Source organism: Streptomyces sp. NPDC088746, assembly GCF_044751065.1.
In the GTDB taxonomy this organism is placed as follows: Bacteria; Actinomycetota; Actinomycetes; order Streptomycetales; family Streptomycetaceae; genus Streptomyces.
Window position 1 is genome coordinate 475,088 of sequence record NZ_JBIVLA010000004.1, and the last position, 26,860, is coordinate 501,947.

Genomic DNA, 26,860 nt, shown 5'->3' on the forward strand with positions numbered 1-26,860 from the left:
TAAGCTTTCCGCATGACGGGTCACAGCCTCAGGGAACGCAGCAAGGCGCGACGCAGGGAAGCGATCCTCACCGCCGCTTACGAGCTGTTCGCCGAACGGGGCTTCGACGCCACGAGCATCGCCGACATCGCCGAGGCGGCTGAGGTCTCGCCGCGTACGGTCACGCTGTACTTCCCGACCAAACTCGAGTTGGCGATGGAGCATTTCAATGCGTTCGTGGACCAGCTGGCCGCGGCGCTGCACGCCAGGCCTGCGGGGCAGGGGATCCTCGACACCGTGGAACATTGGTTGCGCGAACAGTCCTCTCCCCAGGACGAGTTCGACCAGCTCTACGACCGGATGCTCCAGTCCAATCCTCAGCTCAAGGGGCTCTGCCGGGGTCGGCTGACCGACGTCATCCAGGACGGTGCCCGGCTTCTCGCCGAGGAGCAGGGCTGGCTGGCCGATGACTTCGCTCCACGCATCCTGGCGGCCACAGTGGCAAGTGTGATCAGCGAGCTGACGCACCAGTCGGAGCCGGGGGACCTGGAGACGGCCATGGCCTTCATCCGCGCCGCAGCCGCCACCTTGCAGCCCGGTTGATCCGCTTTCAGAGCTCTCGGCCCGCCCCTCCCCCGCCGCCAGGCAGAGCGCTACCGCGAGGTCTGCCCGCCCGTTACCGAACGGCAGGGCACCGCGCCGCGGGAAGCAGCCTTGCCCGGCGTCTCACCGTCGAGGGGCACGGTCAGCCGGCCTTGGGTGCACCCTGAATTGTCAGAAGGATCCCCGGCTCACGGTCTCGGACTGCTTTCGCGGCGTCCACGAACGAGGCGACGAGCGGATTCAGCTGGTTGGAGCGATGTGCCACAGCGACGACCGACCCGGGGTGATCATCGATCGTGATGAATCGGACCCCCGGGTGAGGCGAGTAGCGACGTGCCGCTGCCGGCGTGATGCCGCAGGCCATGCCGGCAGCAATGACTTCCACTTCCTCGCTCTGAGAATGTGTTTCGACGAGGTTCCGCACGCGTTGGCCGCCACGGTAATCAGCCAGAGTCCAGAAGTCGCGCCAGATGCTGTCATCAGTGCGGCCGATGGCAATCGGTTCATCGAGGAGGTCTGCCACGCGAACGCGTTCACGAGAGCTCATGGGGTGTGCTGTGCTCACCCCGGCGACGCAGGGCTCGGTGAACAGGGGTGTGACCACGAGGCTATAGGTGGAACTTGGCAGTCGAATGAAAGCGACGTCGGTAGTAACACCGGCCAGGCCGGCGGAGGGGTCGGCAAAGCCGAACTCGTGAAGCTCGACCCGCGCGTCAGGATGGCGGTTGGCGAACTCGCCCGGGATGAGGGTGGTCAGCTCGAGCGCGGCGCCGACGATGAAGCCCACTCTCAACGTGGGCCGCTCTCCTTGGCCTATCCGTCGGGTTTCGGCCACGCCCTGGTCGAAGCGGGCGAGCACCTCACGGGCCGCAGCCAGAAACACCTCCCCCGCGGGTGTGAGTTCCACTTTGCGGGAGGTGCGCTGCAACAACACCGTCCCGAGCTCGGCCTCTAGCTCGGCGATCTGCTTGCTCAGCGATTGCTGAGCCACGAAGAGCTTTGCAGCAGCACGAGTGAAGTGCAGCTCTTCGGCCAACGCGACGAAGGACCGCAGTCGGCGCAGGTTCATATCCACAACCCTAGGATCCACAATCCCAGGGTTGTGGACCCTGCCGAGATTGGTGTTTCACCTCACACCTAGCTCGCCGTCACCATGAGCCATCCGCGATGAGCAAAGGGGAGAGCGATGACCTACACCACGACCGTCGGCCCCGGTGACGGTTCGGGCAACACCTTGAGTGATGCCGACGCCATCGCCGAGTTGCACGCCGCGTTCACCGCGCAGAGAGCAGCCGTTCGGCAGACCCCCGCACCGGAAATCGACCAGCGCCGCCAGAACTTGGGGGCGCTGGCCGGAGTGATCACCCGGCACCGGCAACAGATCCGGGACGCGCTGTCGGCAGACTTCGCCGTCCATCCTGAGGGGTTCGCCGATCTCGTCGAAACCCTTGGCGTGGCCGGCCGGGCCGCCTTCGCCGCCGAACACCTCGACGCGTGGATGGTGCCGGAGCCCCGCCCAGCCGGTCCAGGGCTTCTCGGAACGGCGCACATCTCGATGAGTTACCAGCCCAAGGGTGTCATCGGTCTGATCTCACCCTGGAACTTCCCCTTCGATCTCTCGCTCGGGCCCCTCGCCGACATGCTCGCGGCGGGCAACCGAGTGATCATCAAACCGTCGGAGTACACCCCGGCGTGTGCTGCTCTGCTGCGCGAGATGATGGCCGAAATCTTTGACCCGGCGCAGGTCACCGTCGTCACCGGCGGCCTGCAACTGGCCCGGGAGTTCCCTACCCTGCCGTGGGACCATCTGCTGTACACCGGCAACCCCGAGGTCGGGCGCCTGGTCGCCCGTGCGGCTGCCGAGAACCTGGTGCCCACCACCCTCGAACTCGGCGGCAAGTGCCCCGCGATCGTTCACGAGGACAGCGTCACCGCGGACACCGTCGCGCAGATCGTCGGGACGAAGCTGGTGAAGAACGGGCAGATGTGCGTCACCGTCGACTACTGCCTGGTGCCCCGGGAGGGCATAAACCGGTTCATCGAGCTGGTGAAGACGCACATGCGCGAGCGCCTGCCGGGCTTCGCCTCCTCGCCGGACTGTACGGGGATCATCACCGAACGCCACCTGAGCCGGCTTGTCGGCCTGGTCGAGGAGGCCAGGAGCAGAGGCGTGGAGGTGGTGAAGGCCGACGACGCCGGACCGGAAACAGCCACCCGCCGGATGCCGCTGACGCTCGTGGTCGACCCGCCCGACGATCTTGCCCTCATGCGCGAGGAGATCTTCGGTCCGATCCTGCCGATCAAGGCCTACGACGATATCGAAGACGCCGTCTCCTACGTCAACCGGGGCGAGCGGCCCCTGGGGCTGTACGTCTTCGCGCAGGACGGTGAAGCTGCAGAGCGTGTTCTGGCCTCCACCGTTTCCGGAGGGGCGTGCGTCAACACCTGCGCGGTACAGGGTGCCGTGCCGGCCCTCGGATTCGGCGGGGTCGGCCGCAGCGGTCACGGCCGGCACCACGGTGTGGAGGGCTTCCGGGAGTTCTCCAACCCGCGCGGCATCGTCAGACGTGGTCAGGACGATCTGATCGATGTCATGTTCCCGCCCTACGGGGACATGATCAACGAGGTCGTCGCCTCCGTACTCGACGCCGCAGGTGCCAAATGACCAGGCATACACCGAAGGTGCAGCCTGCCGGAGACGAGCAGACGGTCAATGAGTTCGGATACCAACAGGAGCTGCGCCGGTCATTGAGCTGGTTCTCGCTGTTCTCCGTCTCGTTCTCGATCATGTCGATCGCCACTGGCGTCTTCCTCAACTTCACGTTCGGGATCACCCACTTGGGTCCGGTCAGCATCTGGATCTGGCCGGTGGTGGGCGTCGGTCAGCTATTGGTCGCCCTGGTGATCTCCGAATTGGGGACCCGGATGCCGCTGGCAGGCGCGGGCTACCAGTGGGGGGCGCGGCTGATCGGGCCGGGCTACGGCTGGTTCATCGGCGCGCTGGGCATCCTGTACGCCGCTGTCGGTGTGCCAGGCATCGTCTATCTCGCGGTCGCGCCGCTCGCCGAGTACGTCTTGGGCATCGACAACGCCTCGCCGCGTATGACGCTGTTCATCGCGCTGCTGGTGCTCACGGTGGCGTATCTCGTCAACATCATCAGCGTGCAGCTGGCCGCCCGGATCAACAACGTCGCCGTCCTGGCGGAGATCCTCGGCACGGTTGTGCTGGCCCTGCTGCTGTTCTTTCTCTGGGTTGCGGGAACCAAGGAAACGGACCACGGCATCGGCTATCTCACCGAACATCACCATCTGCCTGGTCACTCGTACTGGTACGCCATCGCTCTGGCGTCTTTGGTGGGTGTCTACACACTGGCCGGTTTCGAAGCCGCCGCCGACGTGGCCGAGGAAGCCATAGACGCCAAGCGCTCCGTACCTCGCGCGATTCTCGGCAGTGTCGTGGTCTCGGTGCTCCTGGGCATGCTGGTGCTGATCGGCTTCACCGTGGCCATCCCGAGCGACGAGGTGCTCGCGGCCGGAGGCCTGCCCGCCGTGTTCCAGTACTGGCTCGGTGAGAGTCTCGCGCGTGCTTTCGTGGGCGTGGTCGTGTTCGCGATGTTCGCCTTGATGGTCGTCTCCGCTGCCGTCATTGCGCGTCTGCTCTTCGCGATGGCACGCGACAATATGCTGCCTGGCTCCGCGCTTCTGAGGCGGGTCAATCCCACGACGAAGACGCCGATCCCCGCGCTCCTTGCGGGGTACGCGCTCAACGTCGCGGTCGTGGCGTTCGGCTACAACAGCTCCAATGCGTTCGGCACGCTCGTCGGTGCCACAGCGGTCCTGCCGTACCTCGTCTATCTCCTGATCGTGCTCGCCTACGGCTACCGGCGCCGGAAACTGGAGGCGATCGACGGCGCCTTCAACCTGGGCCGTTTCGCAGGCCCGGTGTTCGGCGCCTCCCTTGCCTACCTCATCGCCGTCATCCTGACGCTGACGCTGCCCGCCGAGTTCCGCAGCGCCAACTACTACGTGCTCGGCGGGCTAGCCCTCGCTGCGGTGTGGTGGCTTGCCGGCCTGCGACCACGGCTTGCCCGAGGCGGGGCCGGAGTGCCGGCACCCGGCCTGGCAGACCCGCACACCAGGGGCATGGAGTCTCAGGAGGACGAACGGTGAAGCAGAGCACTTCTCAGGCAGGCGTCTGGACCAATTGGGCCGGCGACGAATCCTGCGCGCCCCGTCGGATTCTGCAGCCACGCTCGGTGGACGAGGTCGCCGAGGTGACCAAACGGGCGGCCACGGAAGGCCAGACGGTCCGCGTCGTCGGGGCCGGACACTCCTTCAACGACCAGGTCTGTACCGACGGCCTGCTGCTGAACCTGGACCGGATGAACGGCCTGCAGCATGTCGACACCGAGGCAGGGCTCGTCACGGTCGGCGCGGGTACCCGCCTCGCCGACCTGAATCTCCAGCTCGCGCGCCACAACCTCGCCTTGCCCAACCTCGGCGACATCGACCGGCAGAGCATCGCGGGCGCCATGTCCACCGGCACCCACGGAACTGGCCGAAGTCTGGGAAACCTCGCTACACAGATCGAGGCCGTCGACCTCGTGCTGGCAGACGGCACCACGCTGACCTGTACCGAAGCCGAGCCCGAGGTTCTGCGGGCGGCCCGCGTGAGCCTCGGATCACTCGGTGTGATCACGAGTTACACCCTGCGTGTCGTACCGGCCTTCACCCTGCGCGCCGAAACCAGAGCGACGCCGCTCCTCCAGACGCTCGAGCACCTGGACGACCTCGTCGACGGCAACGACCACTTCGAGTTCTTCCTGTTCCCCCACGCCGACACAGCCTTGGTGAAGCTGAACAACCGCACCGATGAAGCCGCTCGGCCGCCACATGACCTGGCGAAAGGCATCGCCGAGTTCGCCGAGAACGGCGTCTTCGAAGCGGCATGCCGGGTGGGCCGCCGCTTCCCGTCTCAGATTCCGCGCCTGAACCGGGCCATCACCCGGCTCACGGCCCCCTCCGACTACGTCGACGACAGCTACCGGGTCTTCGCCAGCAGACGTTCGGTTCGGTTCACCGAGATGGAGTGGGCCGTGCCGCGCGCCGCCTGCGCTGAGGTACTCCGGGAGATCCTGCGGGCAATCGACCGCGACCGTCTGGACGTGGGGTTCCCGATCGAGGTGCGGTTCGTGGCCGCGGACGAGTTGTCCCACCTCAGTCCAGCCTATGGACGCGAGACGGCGTACCTCGCCGTCCACATGTACCAGGGCATGCCGTGGGAACCTTACTTCCGCAGGGTTCAGGACATCGCCCTGGCTTTCGAGGGCCGGCCGCACTGGGGCAAACGGCACCTGACTGAGGCGGACGAACTCGCCGCCCGCTACCCCGCGTGGGATCGGTTCCAGGCAGTCCGGTCGCAGCTCGATCCGCAGGAAACCTTCACCAACGCCCACCTGCGCCGAATCCTCGGACCCGTCAGGGAAATAGGCACCACGCCGTCGGCCGCCGGTGATAGCCAGGGCGACAGCCAGACTGAGAAGGGCCGGTAGGAACGTGCTTGTCAACGAACTACAGACCCCGGCGCTCCTGATCGAGCAGACGGCACTGCGCCACAACCTCGACACGATGACTGCCGCGCTGCCCGGTGCTCGCCTCCGGCCGCACGTCAAAGCACACAAGTGCACGAGCCTGGCCCGGCTCCAGTACGCCAATGGGCATCGGGGCTTCACGTGCGCGACGATCCGCGAGGTCGAGGCCATGGCCGCGGCCGGCCTCGGTGAGGACCTCCTGCTTGCCAACGAAGTTCTCGACACCCGCCGCCTGGGACGTCTCGTCGAGGACGGGCACCGAGTAACCGTCGCCGTGGACTCGGCCGCGACGATCGAGGCTGCCGCTGACGGCGGGATCCGTGAGGTCCTCATCGACGTCAACGTCGGATTGCCACGATGCGGCTGCCCGCCAGGCGAAGCCGGCCGACTCGCGGGCCTTGCCCGACGGGCCGGACTGGTCGTGCGCGGAGTCATGGGCTACGAGGGCCATCTCATGCTCGTGCAGAAGGAGGAGGAACGCCGGGAACGAACGGAGCATGCAATGACGCAACTGCTCGCGGCGAGCGCCGACATCGGTGGCGAGTTGATCAGCGCGGGAGGGACCGGCACCTGCACCGTCAACACCTGGGCCAACGAGATCCAGGCCGGCTCCTACGCCCTCATGGACACCGCCTACCAAGAGCTCGGCCAGCCCTTCAAGCTGGCCCTCTCTGTCCTGGGCCGGGTGATCTCGGTGGCATCCGACTGGGCTGTCGTCGATGTCGGACTGAAAGCGCTCAGCCTTGACCACGGGCTACCGCGCATCGACGGCACCGAGGTGTGGTTCTGCTCCGACGAGCACACCACGTTCCGTACCGAGGGCATGCCCCGACGGTCCGTGGGAGATCTCGTCCGGGTGCAACCTGCCCATGTCGATCCCACGGTGGCGCTCCACGACACCATCTACCTGGTCGACGGACCGAAGGTGCTCGAGCAATGGCCGGTCGACATGCGGGGGTGGCGATGATGGCGAAGCGTAACTCCATCGGCCTCGCTCCACGGGGAGATCAGTGAGTGCCGGTGGCGCCGGTCCGGTGCCGGCCCGGCTCGCAGTCGCCGCTGCGCCTGCCAGCACAGATGACCGTGCCGTACGGGAGCTGCCTGCAGCACGCTCCCCCGCTCACACACCTGTGGCCGCCCAAGCCATGCCCCCTGAGCGATACCCAATCAACGCGAAGGCAGGAAACGTGGAAACCCCAGCATTCACGCGCAGGCGAGGGCTTCAACTGATTGCTGCGGCCGCCGGCGGCCTGGCGCTCGGCAGCGGTCAGGCCACTGCGGCAAACAGGCCCACCGCCTCCCCCTACTTGGTCGGCCGCGGGATCGCCGACATCACTGGCGCCGCGGCAGAGAGCGGCATGATGGGGTACTCGATGCTCGGCCAGCAGACCAGCGGGATCCACCAGAGGCTGCGGGCACGGGCGTTCGTCATGGTCGACCCCGCGAGCGGCAACCGCATCGCCTGGTGCAACAGCGACCAGGGCATCCTCCCGTTCGCCGTCTTCCACACGGTGCTTGCTCGGCTGGCCACCACGTACGGCACCACCTACACCGAGCAGAACGTCTCGCTGAGCGCGACCCATACCCACGCGGGACCGGGCGGGTGCAGCCACGACCTGGCCTACAACCTGTCAGTCCTCGGCTTCCAGCAGCAGAATTTCGACGCCGTGGTCTCCGGAATCGTCGAGGCGATCAGCACGGCCCACGCCGATCTCCGGCCCGGCACCATTACCCTCGGTCGCGGCGAACTCACCGACGCGAGCGTCAACCGTTCCCGCGCCGCCTTCGAGCTCAACCCGCAAGCGGACAAGGACGTATACCCCCTGGGTATCGACCCCATGATGACCGTGCTGCGCTTCCGCCAGGGCGCCGCCGATGTCGGCGCGATCAGCTGGTTCCCCACCCACGGCACCTCGATGACCAACAGCAATACCTTCATCAGCGGCGACAACAAGGGCTATGCCGCCTACGCGTGGGAGCACGACACCGCCGGGGTGCGTTACCTCGATGACGCTCCCGGCTTCGTGGCTGCCTTCCCGCAGACCAATGCCGGCGACATGTCGCCGAACCTCAATCTCGCACCCGGCTCCGGCCCGACCGACGACCAGTTCGAGAACACCCGGATCATCGGCCTGCGCCAGAGCACCGCCGCACAGCAGATCCATGCTTCTGCCGCCACCCCGATCAGTGGCAGCGTCGACTCCCGACTGCGCTACGTCGACATGTCCCGGGTCCAGGTCGACGGCCGCTACACGCCGGACGGAGAGCTTCACCACACGAGCTCGGGCGTCATCGGCCTCTCCACCCTTGCCGGCAGCATTGAGGACGGGCCCGGCATTCCCGGCCTGTTCGAGGGCACGCCCTCCCTGCTCGCTCCGCTGATCAGCCGCATCAACGCCGCGGTCCCTCAATGGCTCGCCGACGAACAGTCGCCCAAGACCTCACTCGTGCCCAGCGGACTGCTTCAGGCGACACCCAACGTCCTCCCGCTGCAACTGCTCAAGATCGGCCAGGTCTATCTGGTCGGCGGCCCCGCCGAGTACACCATCGTCGCCGGACTCCGCATTCGCCGAGCCGTGGCCGCAGAACTCGACGTCCCGCTGGAGAACGTGCTGATGCAGGGTTACACCAACGGGTACAGCCAGTACGTCACCACGCCTGAGGAGTACGACGGCCAGCAGTACGAGGGCGCCTCCACTCTGTTCGGCCGGTACACCGCACCCGCCTACCAGCAGGAGTTCGCGAAGTTGGCCTCCTCACTGCGCAAGGGCACTGCTCTGCCGACAGGAGCTCTGCCTCCCGATCCCGCGATCGGCACACTCGACGTCCAGCCCGACGTCATCCTGGACAGTCCCGGCCTCTTGCGCTCATACGGCCAGGTGCTCGCCGACGCGGCCCCCGGCTACCAGCCGGGCCAGCAGGTTGCCGTGGTGTTCGTCACCGGACACCCCAAGAACAACCTGCGCGGCGGCGGCACCTTCCTGGAAGTACAACAACTGCGAGGCCAGAGCTGGACACGCCACCTGGACGACAGCGACTGGCAGACCAAGTACCAATGGCAGCGCACCAGTGTCCCAACCGGGGAATCCACCGCAACAATCACCTGGGACATCGCGCCCGGCACCCCGCCGGGAACGTACCGGATCGTCCACTACGGCGACGCAAAGAACGGCCTGACGGGAGCGATCAACGCATTCACCGGCGTCTCACGCCCCTTCACCGTCTCCTAGAGCAGGCTGCTGGCCGAGTCCGCGACTCGGCCGGCTGTGCGGGCCGGAGTGGATCCTGGGCGACGGCCATATCATCTGCCACGCGGGGACTCTTGCAGTTGCTCACAACTGCGGTTAAGTCGTGGCCCATGCGCCTCTGCCAGCCCGCCGGGTCGGCCTTCAACTGGCGGGCACAGTGATCTCCCTCTTGAGGATCTTGCCGCTCGGTCCCAGAGGGAGCTTGTCCACGAGCCACACCCGGCGCGGATACTTGTAGGCCGCCATTCGGTCCTTGACGTATTCCCGAAGCTCGTCGGGCGTTGCCTGTCCGCCAGGGCTGAGCACGACCATGGCCGCGACCTCCTCGCCGAGGTCGGCGTGCGGGATCCCGATCACTGCCACCATCGCGACGGCCGGGTGTTCGTGGAGCACTTCCTCGATCTCGCGTGGGTAGACGTTGTATCCGCCGCGGATGATCATGTCTTTTTTGCGGTCGACGATGTACAGGTAGCCCTCGTCGTCTGCTCGGGCGAGGTCGCCGGTGCGCAGCCAGCCGTCGGGTATGGCTGCCCTCGTCTCTTCGGGGCGGTTCCAGTACCCCTTCATCACGTTAGGTCCCCGGACGGCCAGCTCGCCGATCTCACCGGGAAGTACGTCTTGTCCCTTGTCGTCCAGCAGCCGCACTTCCACGTCACGGATAGGTGTGCCGATCGAGCCGGCCTTACGTGGCCTGTCGGGGTGGTTGAACGTGACGACCGGGCTGGTTTCGGACATGCCGAAGCCCTCCAGCACCGGACAGCCGAAGCGCTGCTCGAAGCCGTGCAGGATTTCCACCGGTAGTGAGGCGCCGCCGGAGATGCACATCCGCAGCGATGCCACATCCGCCTGGGACGGGTGCTGCAGCAGTGCCGCATACATGGTCGGTACGCCTTCGAAAACAGTGGCCCGCTCGCGGGCAATGGCGTCCAAGACGGCCTGCGGTTCGAAGCGTGGGATCAGGACGAGCGAGGCGCCGCTGCGGACAGCTGCGCTCATGGTGCAGATCTGTCCGAAGATATGGAAAAGCGGCAGGCAGCCCACCACAACGTCTCGCGGCGTCATCTGCTGTACATGGATGCTGTTGACTTCGGTGTTGTGCCGGAGCCCGGCGTGGGAGAGTACGGCCCCCTTGGGGCGGCCGGTGGTGCCGGACGTATACAGCAGTACGGCCATGTCCTCGCCGTCCGCCTGCGCGACCTCTGACAGCGGCTCGCACGTGGTCAGCATTGCGGTGAAAGCGGTGGGTTCGACGGCCAAGTGCCGTACTCCTGCAGCTGCCGCTCCTTTCGCTCCCTCGCCGGGCGCCTGGTGCCACTCGAGAAGCAACACCGCGCCAGAGTCTTTCAGGTGGAACTCGGTCTCCCTGGTCTTCAGTAGCGGGTTCATCGGGACGACGACGGCCCCCGCGCGCAGAATGCCGTAGTACAGGACCACGAACTCGGGAACGTTGGGCAGCATCAGCGCAACCCGGTCACCGTTCCGCACGCCGTTGGACTTGAGCAGCGCGGCGGCGCGGGCTGTGCGTTCGTCGAGCTCCGCGTAGGTGATGACCTGCTCCCCCAGGCGGAGCGCGGGGCGCTCCGGCTGCCGCTGTGCCGTCTCCACAAGGAACTCTGCCAGATTGGCCATAACCCGCCTCCGTTACACGGAATCATCGAATGTTTACATCGCAGACATCTTGCCGCCGCCTCTCGCCACGGCCTATGGGTGAGGCAACAGCAGCGGAGCCTCTGGATTGTCCTCTGAGACAATTTGATGGCGCTAAGCTGCGAAGATGAACCTTTCGGATGTAGCTTCGGCGCTACAGTCCAGACTTCCGGAACTGGGCGAGCGGATGACGCTGCGGATCCACTCGGAAGTTGATGCCTACCGGGACAAGGCGCTGCTGTCCCTGGAGGAGCTGCGTCGTTCCTGTGTGGTCAACGCAGACCTCGTCCTCACCTACCTCTGCCGCGGCGATTCCCCTGACGCGAGTTCGGCCCGCGAGACCGGTCGAGCCCGCGCGGAGCAAGGCGTGCCGCTGGCTGAGACCTTGCATGCTTACCGGATCGGCTCAGAGTTGTTGTGGACGGAGATCCTCGCGGAGGCGCGTAACCACCCCGAGGTCTCTGATGATCTTCTGGTGTCGGAATCGGCGAAGTTCTGGTCGTTGTCCGGTCTGTATGCCGAGGCGGTGGCGGGGGCCTACCGGGAAACATCCGCAGAGTTGGCCTCACGGGGGCAGGCCAGACGTTCCGGCCTGGTAGAGGCGCTGTTCACCGGCATCATCACAGACCGCACGCTGTGGGAGGCCGCCCGCGAGCTGGGGCTTCCCGCGCACGGCCCCTACGCAATAGTGGTGGCCGAGGCGGACGCCACGAGCGAGGATCCGCTCGCGGGAGTTGAGGCCGCGCTGCGTGAGGCGCAACTTTCCTCTGCCTGGCGGTTGTTGCCTGACCAGCAACTTGCGTTGATCGCCTTGCCCACTGCGGCAGCGGAGAGTACTTGCCTGCGCATCCTGCGACGGACTCGCGCCCGCGTGGGATTCAGTCCGCGCTTCAACTCGTTGCGGGATACGCCGCAGGCGCTGCGTTTCGCGCGTCGGGCGTTGTCCGGGCTGCAGGGTCCCGGCCCTGGCGTAGTCCGCTTCGACGACAACCCGTTGGCCATGGTCGTCGCCGCGGCTCCTGCCGAGGCGACGCACCTGGTAAGGGCAGTCCTCCAGCCGTTGCTCGATCTGCCGGTGGCGGAGCGTGCGCGTCTCCTGCGGACGCTGGAGCATTGGTTCGCTGCTGCCGGTTCGGCCAGTGCGGCGGCCAGGAGTCTTTTCGTCCACGCAAACACCGTCCGCTACCGCCTCCGTCGCGTAGAAGAACTGACTGGGCGGCCCCTCTCTGATCCGCGTGTGACGGCGGACATCGGTGCGGCACTTTTGGCGGTCCGCTCATCGAGGGCGGGTGCAGCCTCCCTGGATGGGACAAAGCCGGCCGGTATGGCGGACTGATGACCCAAGAGCGGCTCTGCGCCTAACGCTTGGCAGGCACGCCTCGGAGGGGGCCGCCGGAGGCCTGCCGCCCTCCGCGAGGCTGCACCGCTGGACGTCATGGCTCTGGACGTGATCACGCGCCAGCGTTCAGAGCCGTGCGCCGTGGGCTTTGTCCTAGTCGTTGACCAGAAGGATCTTGCCGACGTGCCCGCCGGCCTCCATCCGCCGGTGCGCCTCGGCGGCTTCGTCCATGGGCATCTGTGCTTCGACGATCAGCTGAACGGATCCGCTCTCGATCATCGGCCAGACCTTTTCCTGGACTGCGGCGACAATGGCAGCCTTCTGCTCCTTGGACCGGGTACGCAGGGTGGTGCCGTGCACCGAGAGGCGCTTGAACACCAGGTCGGCGAGGTTGAGCTTGCCGTCGAGGCCGTCCTGCAGGCCGATGACGACCAGCCGGCCATCGGCGGCGAGTGAGCGAATGTTGCGTTCGAGATAGTCGCCGCCGACGACGTCGAGGATCACGTCGTAGGGGCCGTGTTCGACGAAGTCTTCGGTGCGGTAGTCGACCGCAACATCGGCACCCAGCTCCCGCGCCCGCGCGGCCTTCTCGGGGCCGCCGACGGTGGTGACGACGCGGGCTCCCAGCGCCTTGGCGATCTGGATCGCCATGGTGCCGACACCTCCGAGCCCGCCGTGCACGAGGAGTGTCTCACCTTCCTTCAGCTGCGCGGTCATGACGATGTTGGACCAGACCGTGGCGGTGACCTCAGGCAGGCCCGCCGCTTCGATCAGGCCGATCCCCTTCGGAATGGTGAGCAGTTGCCCGGCGGGGACGGCAACCTTCTGCGCGTACCCGCCTCCGGTCAACAGGGCGCAGACCTCATCGCCCACCTGCCGGCCGGTCACTCCCTCACCCACCGCGCTGATGCGGCCCGAGACCTCGAGGCCCGGGTACGGGGAGGTGCCCGGCTTCAGCGGATACAGCCCCCACCGCTGCATGACGTCCGCGCGGTTCAGGGCGCTGGCGACTACGTCGATGACGACTTCTCCGGCTGCGGGTGTCGGGTCCTCGACCTCGATCCACTCCAGCACCTCGGGGCCACCGGGTTCCTTGATCGACACTGCCTTCATGACACTCCGTCCACACAACTGGGATGAATGGCTCCTGCGGATTACCGGGACAGAGTGGTCGCGACGCGTCTTCGTCAGGCTGACGCTTCACGCCGCGGCATGCCGCATGCGACACCCAGGGGTGCCGCATGACGGGTTCCACCCGAAATATCCAGAACCCTCAATGTTTACAGTACACACATTAAGGGACAGGAGTGTGCACTGTCAACATTGGGGGAACGGGGTGCCGATCTGGCCCATGCACCCCCAGGGGGCAGGGCCGGATTCCCCTCTCCTACACCTCCGGCGTACACGTCCCGCACCACCCAGGCGAAACATGAAGTATCGGCGCAATCCGGTATATTCGGATGGTGAAGACCGACATTGATGCGTTTCTTCGCGACATCGCGCTCCGGCTCCGGCCGCGTATGAACGAGCTGGTCAACCCACTGGTGACGAGCATGCGCGAAGAGGTTCCCTCGGTGTGGGCCCACGAGGACCTGTCCGCTCTCGCCACCGACGCTGCCCATCAGCACATAGATACGGTGCTCCAGGCGCTTGAACGCGGTTTTAGCCTCTCTGGAGTCCGGGCTCCGCAGGCCGCCATTAACTTCGCCAAGCGCCTTGCGGAGCGCGGCGGGCAGATCCCCGAGCTTCTGCGCGCCTACCGCATCGGACACGCCACCGCTCTCGCCATGGTCCGGCAGGAGGCGGCCCGTCTCACCACTGACCCGGAGCTGCGTGATGCGGTGTCCGACACGCTCATCGCGGGGTCCTTCGACTACATCGATCTCGCTTCCGAACAAGTAGTAACGGCTTTCCAGCAGGCGCGGGACAGTCGGCTGCAGCGACGGCTCGTCGTGGTCAACGAGGCAAGCCGACGCATCGGCACCAGCCTGGACATCGTGCGTACCGCTCAGGAACTGGCCGAAGTAGGGACCGCGCACCTGGCCGACTTCGTCACCGTGGACCTCCTCGACACCGTCCTGGGTGAAGCGGGCCCGCCCCCTGCACAGGACGCCTTGGTCGTGAGGCGTGTCGCCCAGCACTCCGTACTGGGCGACTGTCTGGAGTCACTGTTGCCCACTGGACGCGCACACAGCTTTGCAACGGAGTCCGGCCCCGCCAGCGCTCTGGCCGCTGGACGCCCCCTGCGCCACCGCATCACCCCCGCCGACATCCCGGCATGGCTCGCCCGCTCTGAGAACCAAAGGCGCTGCATCGGCGACTTCGGCATCCACGCGATGCTGCTGATCCCGCTCTGGGCCCGCGGCAGCCCCCTGGGCATAGCGCAGTTCTTCCGCCACCACGACGCCGCACCATTCGATGACGACGACCTGCTTCTGGCCCAGGAAATCGCCTCCCGAGCGGCCGTGTACATCGACAACGCTCGCATGTACACACAGGAACGTGCCACAGCGCTGACCCTTCAGCGAAGCCTCCTGCCGAACCGGATGCCCCGGCACGACGCCGTCGAGACAGCCGCCCGATACCTTCCCTCCGGAGCCAGGGCCGGTGTGGGCGGCGACTGGTACGACGTGATCCCACTCTCCGGAGCCCGGACGGCCCTGGTCATCGGTGACGTGGTCGGCCGCGGCCTTTACGCCGCGGCCACCATGGGGCGCCTGCGCACAGCCGTGCGCACGCTCACGGATATGAACCTGATGCCCGACGAACTGCTTACCCATCTCGATGATGTAGTCATCCGGCTGCAGCACGAGGAGGGCCAGGACCTGGACGGGATCAGCGCCACGTGCCTGTACGCCATCTACGATCCCGTGACGCGGATCTGCTCGCTGGCCAGCGCTGGACACCCACTGCCCGCTGTGGTGCTGCCAGCGGCCGACGGCGGCCTCACGACACCAGAATTCGCCGACGTGCCCATCGGGCCGCCCCTAGGACTTGGGGGCCTTCCCTTCGAGACCGCCCAGCTCGAACTGCCGGAAGGCAGTCTTCTCGCCCTGTTCACGGACGGCCTCGTCGAAAGCTCTGACCGTGACCTGAACCTCGGGCTGGCCAAACTCCTTGCGGTCCTGGGCCGTGCCGGCTCTTCGCTGGAAGACGTATGCGACCAACTCGTGGACGCCCTGCTCCCCCGCCGGCCGGCAGACGACGTCGCCCTCCTACTGGTACGCACACGCGCACTGAACACCGATCACGTCAGCACTCTGGAAGTGCCATCCTCCCCTTCGGCGGTCTCCCTCGCCCGCGCCTACGCTACGGACCAGCTAGCCGCCTGGAACCTGGATGACCTCGCCTTCAGCACAGAACTCATGGTCAGCGAGCTCGTCACCAACGCGATCCGCTATGGACGGGATCCCATTCGAGTCCGGCTGATCCTCCAGTCCACGCTCACCTGTGAAGTCGCGGACGCCGCCAGTACATCTCCTCATCTGCGCCACGCCAGGACTTACGACGAGGGCGGCCGCGGCCTGTTCCTCGTCGCCCAGCTCGCCGCCAGATGGGGCACCCGCTATACCCGGGACGGGAAAGTGATCTGGGCAGAGCAATCCCTTCCTGATTCCTCCTGACCCGGGAGTAGCACGGCAGCGTCACAGCCTCGTCCGCCAGAGCGCCTGAAGACACGAATGTTCCCAGGCGCCAGGGAGGCCAGCAGGCCGCATCTGCGCCGTCCCAAGGCTGGCCGACGAGCCCGCTCACATCCCTCCACGCGGGTTCGTCGGCCAGCCGCCCGATACACGAAGGGGGCCCTGGAGCCGGGCGGGTTCGCAGAACTACGGCTTCAGTGCCCCGGACCGGATCAGCTGGCCGAGCATCTCTTCCATGGACTGCTGCGCGGGTCGATAGCGCACGCCGAGCACTTGGCGGCTCTTGGCCGTGTCGCCTCGCAGGGCGAAGCCGATGTTGCGGCGCAGGTATCCGCGTTGCAGTCCGGTCGTCGGCGCGAGCGCGACAGCGAGGGCCTTGGGCACGGCGCGTCGAGGCAGGGGGTACTGCGCCCCGTAGGCAGGTAGAAGCCTGCGGCCGAGTTCCACGATGTCGGTGGTCTCCGCCATGACGAGGTGACGCCCCTGCGCGTCGGGCAGGAACGCCGCCGCCAGGTGCGCGTAGGCGACCTCGCGAACGTCGACGACGGCCAGCGCGATGCGTGGAGCACCAAAGCGTGCCTGGCCGCCGGCCAGCTCACGGGCGATGGTGAAGCTTTCACTTGTCGGGTCTGCGTTCAGGGCAGGGCCAATCACCAGGCCCGGGTTGATGGTGACGAGGCGCCAGCGGTCCTGTGCCTGTGCGATCCGCCACGCCTCCTTCTCGGCGAGGGCCTTGGAGTAGCTGTAAGGCTCTCGAGTCAGTGATGAGGTCGTGTTCCAGGTCTCCTCGGTCACGATCCGCCCAGGGATGCGGAGGATGTCCTGGGCGTCTCCGATCATCGCGGCGACCGAGCTGGTGAGCACTACCCGCTCGACGGTATCGACGGTATTGGCCGTGCCGAGTACGTTGCGGGTCCCATGCACGGCCGGGTCGACCAGGTCGCGCTGGGGGTCACGCACGGTGCGGACGAACGGTGACGCTGTGTGGATCACGACACGGCACCCTTGCATGGCCTCGAGGTACGAATCCTCACGCAGCAGATCGGATGCGAACAGGCGAAGCGTGCCGGGCGAGGCGTCGGCGACATCCACCAGGTGCTGCACCTTGCTCGTGTTACTTGGGTCGCGAACAGCGGCGTGGACGGTGGCCCCGGCATCGAGCAAGCCCTTCACGATCCAGCCGGCGACGTATCCGGTAGCACCGGTGACGAGGATCGGTGCACTCGTATCGACGGGCAGGTCACCGAGGTCGACTTTGGTGTTCATCTGGTTCCTTCGTAGATATTCCGTCGTTCACGGCGGAGAGGAAACGGACAGACTCCTGCGGAGCAGTGCAATGGACTGGGGTTCGCAGTCAGGGCGGACGGCAGTCCCGGTCAGGCCTGTCTGCCTGACGCTCCTTGTGTCCAAGCAGAGCTGCGCTCAGTCACGGCCCGGGTGACGGCCGGGGCATCCCCAAGTCGCCGATGCGCGGTCGAAAAGATGGTGGACCATACCGAAGCCACTGGTCCTGTCGTGGCTTCGGCCTCAGGAGAACCGCTTCCCCGCCTTGTGGGCAATTGTTCTGCCGGGGTGGCAAGGTCCGATGTGCAGCCGTGGTCTGTCAGCAGCGCTCGGGCCTCGTCGCCGGACCGTTGGTCGTCGGCGCCCAGGCCGAGGGCATAGGCGGGGCATGAACCCCTCGGTTCCGGATAGTGCGAAGCGTCTGGCGGTGCGACATGGGTGCCGAGCAGCTCTGCAATCCCAGCCCGGTGCGGCACGACAGCCCCCGCTTCGCTTGCTTCACGGGCCACAGGCTGAGCGTCCGCGGTTCGGTCCTGCTGCTGTTCCCCACGGCCCCCGGGGGTCGATTGTGCCGCCATGGCTCTCCTTCGTGGAACTGGTGTGGAAGTCTCTCGGATGACTACGGCCGCACGCGTCAGGCACGCGCCACCCGTAGCCCGGCATTCGCGTCTGCTGGCGAGTACGCCGCATGCCGGGGATTGCCTGCAGCGTGGTTTGGCGCGTGCGATGGACCGCATCACCAACGAAAGCGGTGACAGCCCTCGCCCGTGCCGCGAGGGCCGTCACCGCGCCCGGGGCCGCCGTCTAGATGTCACGCCGCGGCTTGTGCCTGGGACAGCCAGGCGCGGTAGCTGCGCAGGGCCCGTCGCTGCTTTCGCTGCTCGGAGACCAGAGCGATAGCGGGGTGGGTACCTGGCCTGGGGCTGCTACCGCGGGCGATACGACGCATCTGATGGCGGACCTGCGCCATGCTGGCGGCCGAAGCGAGAGCCTTGTCGGACCACGTGACCGGTCGCAGCTGCCCGTCAGCCTCGCGGCCTTGGCGCCAGCGCTCAGGCAGGTCCGGGGTGACGGCGAGGGCGGTGCCCATTCCGACGACCGCAACGTCGGTGTCGAGTACGCGTTCGGCGGTGTCGCGCCGGGTGATGCCTCCGGTGAGCATCAACGGCAGCGGGCTCGTCTTGACCAGGTCCTTCGCGAGGTCCAGGAAGTAGGCTTCACGGGCCTGCGTGCGGCTATCGGCGGGGCGGCCGGTCATCGCGGGGCTCTCGTAGCTGCCGCCGGACAACTCGACCATGTCCACGCCGAGCGGCTCGAGCATCTCGATCACCTGCCGGGCGTCGTCGGCGTCGAAGCCTCCGCGCTGGAAGTCGGCAGAGTTGAGTTTCACCGCGACCGCGAAGGACGGTGAGACAGAAGCGCGCACGACACGGACGATGTCCAGCAGCATCCGGGCCCGGTTCTCGAGCGACCCGCCCCACTGGTCGGTGCGCTTGTTGACGAGGGGAGACAGGAACTGCGACAGCAGATAGCCGTGCGCCGCATGGATCTCCACACCGTCGAACCCCGCCTTCTCGGCACGCTGTGCCGTGACCGCGTACCGGTTCACGGTGGCCTCGATCTGCTCGGGGGTCATGGCGGTCGGACGGCCGAAGCGGCCGCTGCGCTTGCCGATGTCGACACCTACGTCTGACGGGCCCCACACGACGCCGGGCATGTCGGCCTGGATCTGGCGGCCGGGGTGGTTGATCTGCATCCAGATGGCACCCCCACCGGACTTGCCGGCCTTGGCCCACTCGGTGAACGGCTCCAGCGGCGCTTTCTCATCGAGAACGACACCGGCGGGGCCGGTCAGCGCCTCGGCGTGCACCATGACGTTGCCGGTGATCAGCAGCCCGGTTCCACCGGCGGCCCAACGCCGGTACAACGACAGCAGCTGCTCGTCAGGAAGCTGGCCCTCACCGGCCATGTTCTCCTCCATGGCCGCCTTAGCGATGCGATTGGGCAGCACCTGGCCGGAGCGCAGGAGCAACGGTGAGAACAGCTCGGTGGTCATCTGAGTTCCCTCTTTCATCCTCAATGTCACGATGTTTGCATTGCTCACATTAGCTCAGCAATGTAATCGCCGTAAACATAGAGAGGTGTGGGGTATCTCGCAGATGAGCGGATCCGTACCCTGCCGCGATCTTCCTGCCGCCGCCTACCCGGTGGACTGACCGCTGAAGGCAAACGGGCGAGCGAGGTGGTGAACCGGTGCGGCCGACGGCAATCAGTGCTCAATAAGGTCCTGCCGCGCCGGACCGCCGCAGACCAAACCGCCCCGCCTGATGCTGGCCGCAGCGCGGCTGTGGCTGGGTCCGCCCATGCCACACGGGCATCGGCGGCCCCTGCTTCACACCGTGCCCACCGGGGACGCGCACGGCTGGAGGGTGACGTCTCAGCTGTCGCGCAGGGCTGTCCTCAGCGCGTCGACGGCGAGCTTGCGGGCGACGTTGGCGGCGCGGGTGTCGCGCAGGCTGTCCAGGAGAAGGAAGTCGTGGACCATGCCCGCGACCCGTACGGAGGTCACGTCCACGCCTGCTTCGCGAAGTTTGTTGGCGTACTGCTCGCCCTCGTCGCGCAGCACGTCGGCCTCGTCGGTGATGACCAGGGTGGTCGGCAGTCCCTTCAGCTGGTCAAGGCTGGCCTGAAGCGGGGAGGCGTGGTGCTCGCCACGCTGGGCGGGGTCGCTGGTGTAGGCATCCCAGAACCACTTCATGCCGTCGCGGGTGAGGTAGTAACCCTCGGCGAACTGGAGGTAGGACGGGGTGTCGAAGTCGGCGTTCGCCACCGGGTACAGCAGCACCTGCGCCTTGAGGTCGATGCCGCCGCGCTCCTTGTTCATCAGTGCGAAGACGGCGGACATGCAGCCGCCGACCGACTCACCGGTCACTGCGATCCGCGAGGTGTCGAGGCCGTGCTCTGCGCCGTGCTGCAGGACCCACTGGCCCACGGCGTAGTTCTGCTCGACCTGGGTGGGGTACTTCGCCTCGGGTGCGCGGTCGTAGACGGGGAAGACGCCCGCGGCCCCGGCGCCGACGGCGAGCTCGCGGAAAAGGCGGTCATGGGTCCTGTCGTCGCCGAAGACCCAGCCGGCGCCGTGGATGTAGAACACCACCGGCAGGGGGCCGGTGGCCCCCTTGGGTCGAATGATCCGCGTGCGGACCGTACCCCACTCGCCCGCGTCCACGTCGACCCACTCCTCGTCGACCTCGGGGCGAGGGACGCTGGTGTCGTTCTGCAGGCCGAGCAGGATGTCGCGCCCCTTCTCCGGGGGGACCTCGTAGATCCGGGGATGCGGGTCCGTGGCCTCGGCGAGCTCCTTCGCAGCCGGCTCGAGGTAGGGCGTGATCGGAGGAGGAAGATCAGCCATGTCAACTCCATGTCACGAGCACACATGCGTGCCCTGCTCGTGCGGCCGAACCGGCCGCGTGTGGTCCCCACTCCCTCGGGAATTCCGTTTCCATCGTCACGCCCTGCCGGTGAAGCGCAACTCAGCCACAGACATGGTCTCTGTGGCGCTGCTCCAGGGCCGGTGGCCGGCCGATGGGGCACATTGCAGCAGAGTTGGACCCGTTCGGTTGTAGCGGTGCAAGCTACCGAGAACGCAAGCCAGAGCACGACTCCGGCCGAGCGGAAGGACCAGGTTTCGCCACCGGGATCCGCGGCGTAGAGGGCGTCCCTGTACAGCACGAGCTGACGGCCCTGTCCTACAGTGCTGCCACCCGCAAGCACGCGTGTGTGCCCCCTGGCCCCGGCTGGGGGCGTCTCCCGATGGATAGTGGCTGCGTGCCGCAGTGAGCGGCCCGCACCCGGGCGGTGTTCATCGTGCGCCCACGGTCATGCGGGTCATGGCACGGTACCGCTCCGCCAGCTCTTGAGGGGTGTGTTTGCCTTCCGTGCGGAACCACTGGGAAACGCCGGTGCACATGGTGACGATCGCCCTGCTGACCTCACGCGGGTATGCGGTGGTGAAGACGCCTTGCTCGACCCCGCCCTCGATCACGTGGTCCATCAGGCGCTGCTGGCGGTCACGGGCGGCTATGTACGTGGTGCGGGCTTCCCCGGTGAGGCTACGGATCTCGCTGTAGGCGATGAACGCGAGGTCCCGTCTGTGGGCGTGGAACAACACGAGACATTCCACGAGCAGGTCCAGCCTCTGCCGGGTGTCGCTACCGGCCTCCTCCAGGGCCTGGGTGCTGCGTTCCCACAGGTCGTCCATGGCGTAGGAGACGATCGCGACGAGCAGCGCCTGTTTCGACGCGTAGTGGTAGTACAGCCCCGGCACGGAGAGCTCCGCCCGGGAGGCGACCGTCCGAATGGTCGTCCCGTGGTAGCCGTGCTCCATGAAGCAGGCAAGCGCCGTTTCAAGGATGGGCGGCAGTCCGCTGCCTGAGTACGTCCTCCAGGCTGCCCTGGCGTCGGTCTTGGTCACAGCGCTCCCCTTGCCCCGAATCTTCGTCGCGTCGGCCCGTCAGTATGCAGCGTCGTCCGGCCTGTACCGGCAACAGACCCCTTGACATGGCGCTCCCGTCGCGTCAATCCTTCACCGAGCGAGCGCTCGGTAAGCATACCTTCGCAGCGCACTTCGTACCGAGCGAACGCTCGGTAACCATTGGCCTGCGTATACGTGGGCAGGAGGGACGAGAAGTGACGGCTCCTGAAGATCCTCCGTGGGGGCCCTTGCCCCCGACCGGTGTCGCAGCGGAAACGGCGGTCGTGCACGACTCGCTCATAGCTGCGTGGAAAGCACGCGTGGCGAAGAATTCCGGCGTCACGGCGTTGCGTTACTTTGACGGCGCCCTGTCCGCGCAGGACGTTGACGCTGCGTCGGACGCCCTCGCGGCTGCGCTCGAAGCACGTGGGACCAGGCGAGGCGACCGTGTCGGCGTATACCTGCAGAACATCCCCCAGTACGCGCTGGTGCTGCTCGCCCTGTGGAAGCTGGGTGCCACGGCTCTGGGACTCAACCCGATGTACCGGCGACACGAGCTTCGCCGGATCGTAGACGACGCGGGTGCGGTCGGGATCGTGTGCGCGGATGTCGACGTCGAGGAAACGCTCGCCACCCTTGAGGGGAGCGCGGTCCAGTGGCTGATCAGCACGTCGGCACTGGATTACCAGTCACGCGACGACTCGCGGGTCTTCATGACGACGGAACGTCCTTCGGCGGCGCCGGACGGTGACCTCGTGGCGCTGATCGAGGAATTCGACGGTTCCCGGCCCGAGCCGGTGCAACTGACCCGTGAGGACGTCGCGTTCCTGACATACACCTCCGGCACGACCGGGCCGCCGAAGGGTGCCATGAACACCCACGGCAACGTCCTCAGCGTCGTGGCGACGTGCGGGGCCTGGACAGGCTTGAGCCAGGGGGATGTCGTTCTCGCCATCGCTCCGCTGTTCCACATCACCGGCGCCGTAGCCAACGCGGTCATCTCTCTGCTCACGGACACCACACTCGTCCTCACAGGCCGGTTCCACCCCGAAGTCGTCCTGGATGCCTTCGCAGAGCACGGGGTGACCTTCACCATCGGTTCCATCACGGCGTACAACGCGATCTACGAGCTGCCGCACGCCGAACCGAGGCACTTCGCGGCGGTGAAAACCCTGTACTCCGGGGGCGCGCCGATCCCGCCGGCGACGGTCGAGCGGTTCCGAGAACGCTTCGGCGTCTATATCCACAACGGCTACGGGATGACCGAGACCACCTCCGCAGTCATCGCCGTACCTCCGGGGCACAGGGCGCCGATCCACCCGCCCAGCGGGACACTGTCCATCGGGTTGCCGCTGCCGCATCTCACCGCGCGTGTCGTGGATCTGCACGGCAACCCGGTGCCCAGCGGAGAGCAAGGGGAACTGGAATTGCAGGGGCCTCAGGTGGTACCTGGGTACTGGGGGAAGGCCGAGGCCACCGAGCAGACGATGCCGGAGGGCCGGTTGCGTACCGGCGACGTCGCCATCATCGACGAACAGGGCTGGGTCTACCTGGTGGACCGGCTCAAGGACCAGATCAACGTCTCCGGCTACAAGGTCTGGCCTCGCGAGGTCGAGGACGCCCTGTACGAGCACCCGTCGGTGCTCGAGGCCGCCGTGATCGGGCAGCCGGACGACTACCGCGGCGAGACGGTCGTCGCCTACGTCTCCCTCAAGGCAGGCCGGAACGCCACGCAGGAGGAACTGATCGCCTTCTCCCGCGATCGCCTCGCCGCCTACAAGTGCCCCCGCCAGATCCACGTCATCGCAGACCTTCCCAAGACCCAGAGCGGAAAGATCCGGCGCGCCGAACTCCGAAAGGCCAGCCGTACCGAGCCGAACTCCCCCTCGAAGGACTGATCCGTTGAAGCAGAACCACGCCGGCCAGGGACGGTTCACAGGTCGCACCGCGATCGTGACCGGGGCCAGCCGGGGAATCGGCCTTGCGATCGCCGAACGCCTTGTGCTCGAAGGCGCGCGTGTGTGCCTCACCGCACGTAAGGCCGGACCACTGGAGGAGGCCGCTGCCACGCTCCCCCGGGGCAGCGTCATCACGGTCGCAGGCAAGGCGGATAATCCCGGACACCGCCGTGAGGTCTTCGATGCCGTAGCACGCGAATTCGGGATGCTCGATGTCCTCGTGAACAACGCCGGCATCAACCCGGCTTATGGTCCCGTCGCCGAGCTGGACCTCGACGTCGCCCGGAAGGTTCTGGAGGTCAACGTTCTTGCCGCCCTCGCGTGGGTCCAGGGCGCCGTCGCACGCCAGGATCTCCGCTTCGTGGAGCGCAACGGGACTGTCGTGAACCTCTCCTCGGTCACCGGCCAGACTCCGTCACCCGGGATCGGCCTGTATGGAGTGACCAAGGCCGCGGTGTCCCACCTGACCCGGACCCTGGCCGTCGAACTCGCGCCGGAGGTACGCGTCAACGCCGTGGCGCCGGCGGTGGTGAAGACACGGTTCGCCGAGGCCCTGTACGAGGGCAAGGAAGACGAAGTATCCGAGGCCTATCCCCTGGGTCGCCTCGGTGTTCCCTCCGACATCGCCTCAGCAGTGGCCTACCTGGCTTCGGACGACTCCTCCTGGGTCACCGCCATGTCCTCACCGTCGACGGCGGCCTCACGGTCGCCGACGGCACCGCATGACGAGCGGACCCGACCCGAAAGGACAGTCATGACCTTCACTCACCTCCCTACCGAGACAGAGAAGCTGCGTCAACGCACACGCCGGTTCATACGCGAGGTCGTCGTCGATGCGGAACCCGCACCCGGCGAACGTCTCGACCAGACCACTCGTGCCCGCCTGCAGGCCGCGGCGAAAGACGCCGGGGTCTTCGCACCGCACGTGCCGAAGGAGTACGGCGGCCAAGGGGTGCCCATCGAGCACTGGTCCCCCATCCTGCAGGAAGCAGGCTACTCGCCCATCGGCCCCAGCGCGCTCAACTGCATGGCACCCGACGAGGGCAACATGCACATGCTCAACGTGGTCGCGACCGAGGATCAGAAACAGCGATACCTCGTCCCTCTGGCCGCAGGCGAGATCCGCTCCTGCTTCGGCATGACCGAGCCCCACCCAGGAGCCGGCTCCGACCCTGCGGCCCTGCAGACCTCGGCCTCCCGGACCGGAGGCGGCTGGATCATCGACGGCCACAAGCGGTTCACCAGCGGTGCCATCGGCGCCGGGTTCTGCATCGTCATGGCGCGGACCCCTGCCACCGGGGACGGCCCCGAGGGAGCCACCATGTTCCTCGTCGACATGACGAACCCCGGCATCAGGGTCGGCGAGGCGATCCACACCGTCGACCGCTACATCGACGGCGGCCACCCCCACCTCCACCTCCAGAACTGTTTCGTCCCCGACGAGGCCGTGCTGGGCGGGGTGGGGCTGGGCTTCCGGTACGCCCAGGTACGACTCGGCCCGGCGCGCCTCACTCACTGCATGCGGTGGCTGGGCCTGGCGCGGCGCGCCTTCGATATCGCTCTGGACCGCGCCGAGACGCGCGAGCTGTTCGGCGGCCCGATCAACTCGCTCGGCCTGGCACAGAATCTCATCGCCGAGTCGGTGATCGACATCGAGACATCCGACGCGTTGATCACCAAGACCGCGGCGCTCCTGCACGAGGACCCGAAGACAGGGTCAGCGATGTCCTCCGTCGCGAAGGTGCACTGCTCGGAGGCCATCTTCCGTGTCGTCGACCGGGCCATCCAGATCTGTGGCGGAGACGGGGTCTCCGACGGGCTGCCACTGGCCCAGTACCTCAACGAGGTCCGCCCGTTCCGCATCTACGACGGCCCCAACGAAACCCACAGGTGGGCCATCGCCCGACGGACTTCGTCGAGCAGGAAAGCCGCTGTACAGGCCGGAGAACGGCACCTCGGCGACACTGTCGTCCGGCACGGGAACGCGTGATGCACACCTTCCCCGATGGAGTGGAAGTTGTCGCCGGCTGGGACCACGCCCGCCATCTCGACGCCCCTCCTCTCCTTGTCCTTGACGCGGTCACCGCCTTCCTGGACACGCACGAGATCGGGCAGGGTCCACTCTCGTGGCAGCGGATCGGTGACGGTCACTCCAACGTCACCTACCTGATCCGGCGTGGGGACGACAGCGTCGTCCTTCGCCGTGGCCCACGACCGCCCCTGCCGAAGTCGACGCACGACATGGTGCGCGAGGCCCGAATCCAGAAAATGCTGAGCGGACACGGAATCCCGGTGCCGCAGATACTCGCTGTCTGCGAGGACGATTCCGTCCTGGGCGTACCGTTCTACGTCATGTCCCGCCTCGACGGGACGGTCATCACCGACACGGTCCCGGCCCACCTCGCCACTGCCGAGCAGCAGAGGGTGACCAGCCACGCCGTCGTCGATGCTCTCGTCGGGCTCCACCGCATCGACGTGACCGGAGGCGAACTTGCCTCCTTGGGCTCACCCGACGGATATCTGCGGCGCCAGGTCGAACGGTTCAGCGGACTCTGGGAGATCAACACCACGCGCAGCCTTCCTGCGGTGGAGCGGATCGCGGACTGGCTCAGCCGCAACCAGCCGACGAGCCAGGCGGCGGCGGTAGTGCACGGCGACTACCGCATGGGCAACCTCATGTTCGCTCCGCAAGCGCCCGCCCACCTCCTCGCGATCCTGGACTGGGAGATGGCAACGCTCGGCGACCCGCTGGCGGACCTGGGCTACCTCACCGCTACCTACTCCGAGGCGGGTATCCCGAGCACCCCGCTGGAACTGACCCCTGTGACCCGGGCGCCCGGCTACCTCTCCAGGCGCCAGCTGGCGGCTCGCTACCAGTCCCGCACGGGCCTCGATCTCGCGCCGCTCCCCTGGTACCAGGCCCTCGCGCTCTGGAAGGCAGCGATCTTCTGCGAGGCCATCCACACCCGCTGGCGGCGTGGTGAACGCCCGAACGACACGGTCTTCGGGCCGTCGCTGGAAACGGGAGTTCCCCGTCTGCTGGACATGGCCGCGCAGTACGCCGGCCTGGCCGCGGCCAGCAGCGGCTGACGCCCG

General features: G+C 66.9%; 18 protein-coding genes. 11 read left to right on the forward strand and 7 right to left on the reverse strand.

Annotated features, from left to right (window positions below; translation table 11 throughout):
- The first annotated feature begins 12 nt into the window (after positions 1-12).
- The gene (locus tag ACIP63_RS21095; RefSeq protein ID WP_401517611.1) at positions 13-582 is read left to right on the forward strand and encodes a TetR/AcrR family transcriptional regulator; all 570 of its coding nucleotides are present in this window, start codon (positions 13-15) and stop codon (positions 580-582) included.
- 142 nt (positions 583-724) lie between these two features.
- On the opposite strand, the gene ACIP63_RS21100 is transcribed toward ACIP63_RS21095, so the two are convergent.
- The gene (locus tag ACIP63_RS21100; RefSeq protein WP_401517613.1) at positions 725-1,651 is read right to left on the reverse strand and encodes a LysR family transcriptional regulator; all 927 of its coding nucleotides are present in this window, start codon (positions 1,649-1,651) and stop codon (positions 725-727) included.
- 117 nt (positions 1,652-1,768) lie between these two features.
- Between ACIP63_RS21100 and ACIP63_RS21105 the strand changes: the two genes are divergently transcribed.
- The 5 genes from ACIP63_RS21105 to ACIP63_RS21125 all read left to right on the forward strand — a co-directional run bounded on the left by ACIP63_RS21105 (position 1,769) and on the right by ACIP63_RS21125 (position 9,403).
- Positions 1,769-3,247: an aldehyde dehydrogenase family protein gene (locus ACIP63_RS21105; protein WP_401517614.1), complete on the forward strand. Its 1,479-nt coding sequence runs from the start codon at positions 1,769-1,771 to the stop codon at positions 3,245-3,247.
- Entirely contained in the window at positions 3,244-4,752 is a 1,509-nt protein-coding gene (locus tag ACIP63_RS21110) for an amino acid permease (RefSeq protein ID WP_401517616.1), read from the forward strand. Before ACIP63_RS21105 ends, ACIP63_RS21110 begins: the two co-directional genes overlap by 4 nt.
- On the forward strand, positions 4,749-6,134 hold the full coding sequence (locus ACIP63_RS21115) for a D-arabinono-1,4-lactone oxidase (protein WP_401517618.1): 1,386 nt from the start codon (positions 4,749-4,751) through the stop codon (positions 6,132-6,134). Before ACIP63_RS21110 ends, ACIP63_RS21115 begins: the two co-directional genes overlap by 4 nt.
- A gap of 4 nt (positions 6,135-6,138) precedes the next feature.
- On the forward strand, positions 6,139-7,140 hold the full coding sequence (locus ACIP63_RS21120) for an alanine racemase (RefSeq protein ID WP_401517621.1): 1,002 nt from the start codon (positions 6,139-6,141) through the stop codon (positions 7,138-7,140).
- Positions 7,141-7,318: 178 nt separating this feature from the next.
- Positions 7,319-9,403: a neutral/alkaline ceramidase gene (locus ACIP63_RS21125; RefSeq protein ID WP_401518290.1), complete on the forward strand. Its 2,085-nt coding sequence runs from the start codon at positions 7,319-7,321 to the stop codon at positions 9,401-9,403.
- 159 nt (positions 9,404-9,562) lie between these two features.
- Here ACIP63_RS21125 and ACIP63_RS21130 read toward each other — a convergent pair whose 3' ends face one another.
- Positions 9,563-11,050: a long-chain fatty acid--CoA ligase gene (locus tag ACIP63_RS21130; RefSeq protein ID WP_401517623.1), complete on the reverse strand. Its 1,488-nt coding sequence runs from the start codon at positions 11,048-11,050 to the stop codon at positions 9,563-9,565.
- Between the two features lie 145 nt (positions 11,051-11,195).
- Here ACIP63_RS21130 and ACIP63_RS21135 point away from each other — a divergent pair, with 145 nt between their 5' ends.
- Positions 11,196-12,404 (forward strand): PucR family transcriptional regulator, encoded by a 1,209-nt coding sequence (locus tag ACIP63_RS21135; protein ID WP_401517626.1) that lies wholly within the window; start codon positions 11,196-11,198, stop codon positions 12,402-12,404.
- A 156-nt stretch (positions 12,405-12,560) separates the two neighbouring features.
- Here the strand turns inward: ACIP63_RS21135 and ACIP63_RS21140 are convergent, their stop codons facing one another.
- A complete protein-coding gene (locus ACIP63_RS21140; protein WP_401517629.1) occupies positions 12,561-13,520 on the reverse strand; it encodes an NAD(P)H-quinone oxidoreductase in 960 nt (319 codons plus the stop codon).
- Positions 13,521-13,867: 347 nt separating this feature from the next.
- Between ACIP63_RS21140 and ACIP63_RS21145 the strand changes: the two genes are divergently transcribed.
- Positions 13,868-16,030 carry a SpoIIE family protein phosphatase gene (locus ACIP63_RS21145; protein WP_401517631.1) on the forward strand — a complete coding sequence of 721 codons (2,163 nt, stop codon included), beginning with the start codon at positions 13,868-13,870 and terminating at the stop codon, positions 16,028-16,030.
- 204 nt (positions 16,031-16,234) lie between these two features.
- On the opposite strand, the gene ACIP63_RS21150 is transcribed toward ACIP63_RS21145, so the two are convergent.
- The 4 genes from ACIP63_RS21150 to ACIP63_RS21165 all read right to left on the reverse strand — a co-directional run bounded on the left by ACIP63_RS21150 (position 16,235) and on the right by ACIP63_RS21165 (position 21,806).
- Positions 16,235-17,314 carry an NAD-dependent epimerase/dehydratase family protein gene (locus tag ACIP63_RS21150; RefSeq protein ID WP_401517634.1) on the reverse strand — a complete coding sequence of 360 codons (1,080 nt, stop codon included), beginning with the start codon at positions 17,312-17,314 and terminating at the stop codon, positions 16,235-16,237.
- 829 nt (positions 17,315-18,143) lie between these two features.
- A complete protein-coding gene (locus tag ACIP63_RS21155; RefSeq protein ID WP_401517638.1) occupies positions 18,144-19,388 on the reverse strand; it encodes an NADH:flavin oxidoreductase/NADH oxidase family protein in 1,245 nt (414 codons plus the stop codon).
- 381 nt (positions 19,389-19,769) lie between these two features.
- On the reverse strand, positions 19,770-20,744 hold the full coding sequence (locus ACIP63_RS21160; protein ID WP_401517641.1) for an alpha/beta hydrolase: 975 nt from the start codon (positions 20,742-20,744) through the stop codon (positions 19,770-19,772).
- A gap of 450 nt (positions 20,745-21,194) precedes the next feature.
- Positions 21,195-21,806: a TetR/AcrR family transcriptional regulator gene (locus tag ACIP63_RS21165; RefSeq protein WP_401517643.1), complete on the reverse strand. Its 612-nt coding sequence runs from the start codon at positions 21,804-21,806 to the stop codon at positions 21,195-21,197.
- Positions 21,807-21,892: 86 nt separating this feature from the next.
- Here ACIP63_RS21165 and ACIP63_RS21170 point away from each other — a divergent pair, with 86 nt between their 5' ends.
- From ACIP63_RS21170 to ACIP63_RS21180, 3 genes are read left to right on the forward strand one after another with little or no spacing between them, the layout of a single operon-like run.
- Entirely contained in the window at positions 21,893-23,704 is a 1,812-nt protein-coding gene (locus ACIP63_RS21170; protein WP_401517645.1) for a class I adenylate-forming enzyme family protein, read from the forward strand.
- 4 nt (positions 23,705-23,708) lie between these two features.
- The gene (locus ACIP63_RS21175; RefSeq protein WP_401517648.1) at positions 23,709-25,754 is read left to right on the forward strand and encodes a glucose 1-dehydrogenase; all 2,046 of its coding nucleotides are present in this window, start codon (positions 23,709-23,711) and stop codon (positions 25,752-25,754) included.
- A complete protein-coding gene (locus ACIP63_RS21180; RefSeq protein ID WP_401517650.1) occupies positions 25,754-26,854 on the forward strand; it encodes a phosphotransferase family protein in 1,101 nt (366 codons plus the stop codon). The genes ACIP63_RS21175 and ACIP63_RS21180 overlap by 1 nt, the downstream gene beginning before the upstream one ends.
- The last annotated feature ends 6 nt before the right edge of the window (positions 26,855-26,860 follow it).

Coding starts and splice junctions, on each gene's coding strand:
- ACIP63_RS21125 (WP_401518290.1), top strand. CDS start 7,319: ATGCCCCCTGAGCGATACCCAATCAACGCGAAGGCAGGAAACGTGGAA.
- ACIP63_RS21135 (WP_401517626.1), top strand. CDS start 11,196: ATGAACCTTTCGGATGTAGCTTCGGCGCTACAGTCCAGACTTCCGGAA.
- ACIP63_RS21140 (WP_401517629.1), bottom strand. CDS start 13,520: ATGAAGGCAGTGTCGATCAAGGAACCCGGTGGCCCCGAGGTGCTGGAG.
- ACIP63_RS21150 (WP_401517634.1), bottom strand. CDS start 17,314: ATGAACACCAAAGTCGACCTCGGTGACCTGCCCGTCGATACGAGTGCA.
- ACIP63_RS21105 (WP_401517614.1), top strand. CDS start 1,769: ATGACCTACACCACGACCGTCGGCCCCGGTGACGGTTCGGGCAACACC.
- ACIP63_RS21160 (WP_401517641.1), bottom strand. CDS start 20,744: ATGGCTGATCTTCCTCCTCCGATCACGCCCTACCTCGAGCCGGCTGCG.
- ACIP63_RS21110 (WP_401517616.1), top strand. CDS start 3,244: ATGACCAGGCATACACCGAAGGTGCAGCCTGCCGGAGACGAGCAGACG.
- ACIP63_RS21145 (WP_401517631.1), top strand. CDS start 13,868: ATGGTGAAGACCGACATTGATGCGTTTCTTCGCGACATCGCGCTCCGG.
- ACIP63_RS21170 (WP_401517645.1), top strand. CDS start 21,893: ATGGCGCTCCCGTCGCGTCAATCCTTCACCGAGCGAGCGCTCGGTAAG.
- ACIP63_RS21095 (WP_401517611.1), top strand. CDS start 13: ATGACGGGTCACAGCCTCAGGGAACGCAGCAAGGCGCGACGCAGGGAA.
- ACIP63_RS21180 (WP_401517650.1), top strand. CDS start 25,754: ATGCACACCTTCCCCGATGGAGTGGAAGTTGTCGCCGGCTGGGACCAC.
- ACIP63_RS21100 (WP_401517613.1), bottom strand. CDS start 1,651: ATGAACCTGCGCCGACTGCGGTCCTTCGTCGCGTTGGCCGAAGAGCTG.
- ACIP63_RS21130 (WP_401517623.1), bottom strand. CDS start 11,050: ATGGCCAATCTGGCAGAGTTCCTTGTGGAGACGGCACAGCGGCAGCCG.
- ACIP63_RS21155 (WP_401517638.1), bottom strand. CDS start 19,388: ATGACCACCGAGCTGTTCTCACCGTTGCTCCTGCGCTCCGGCCAGGTG.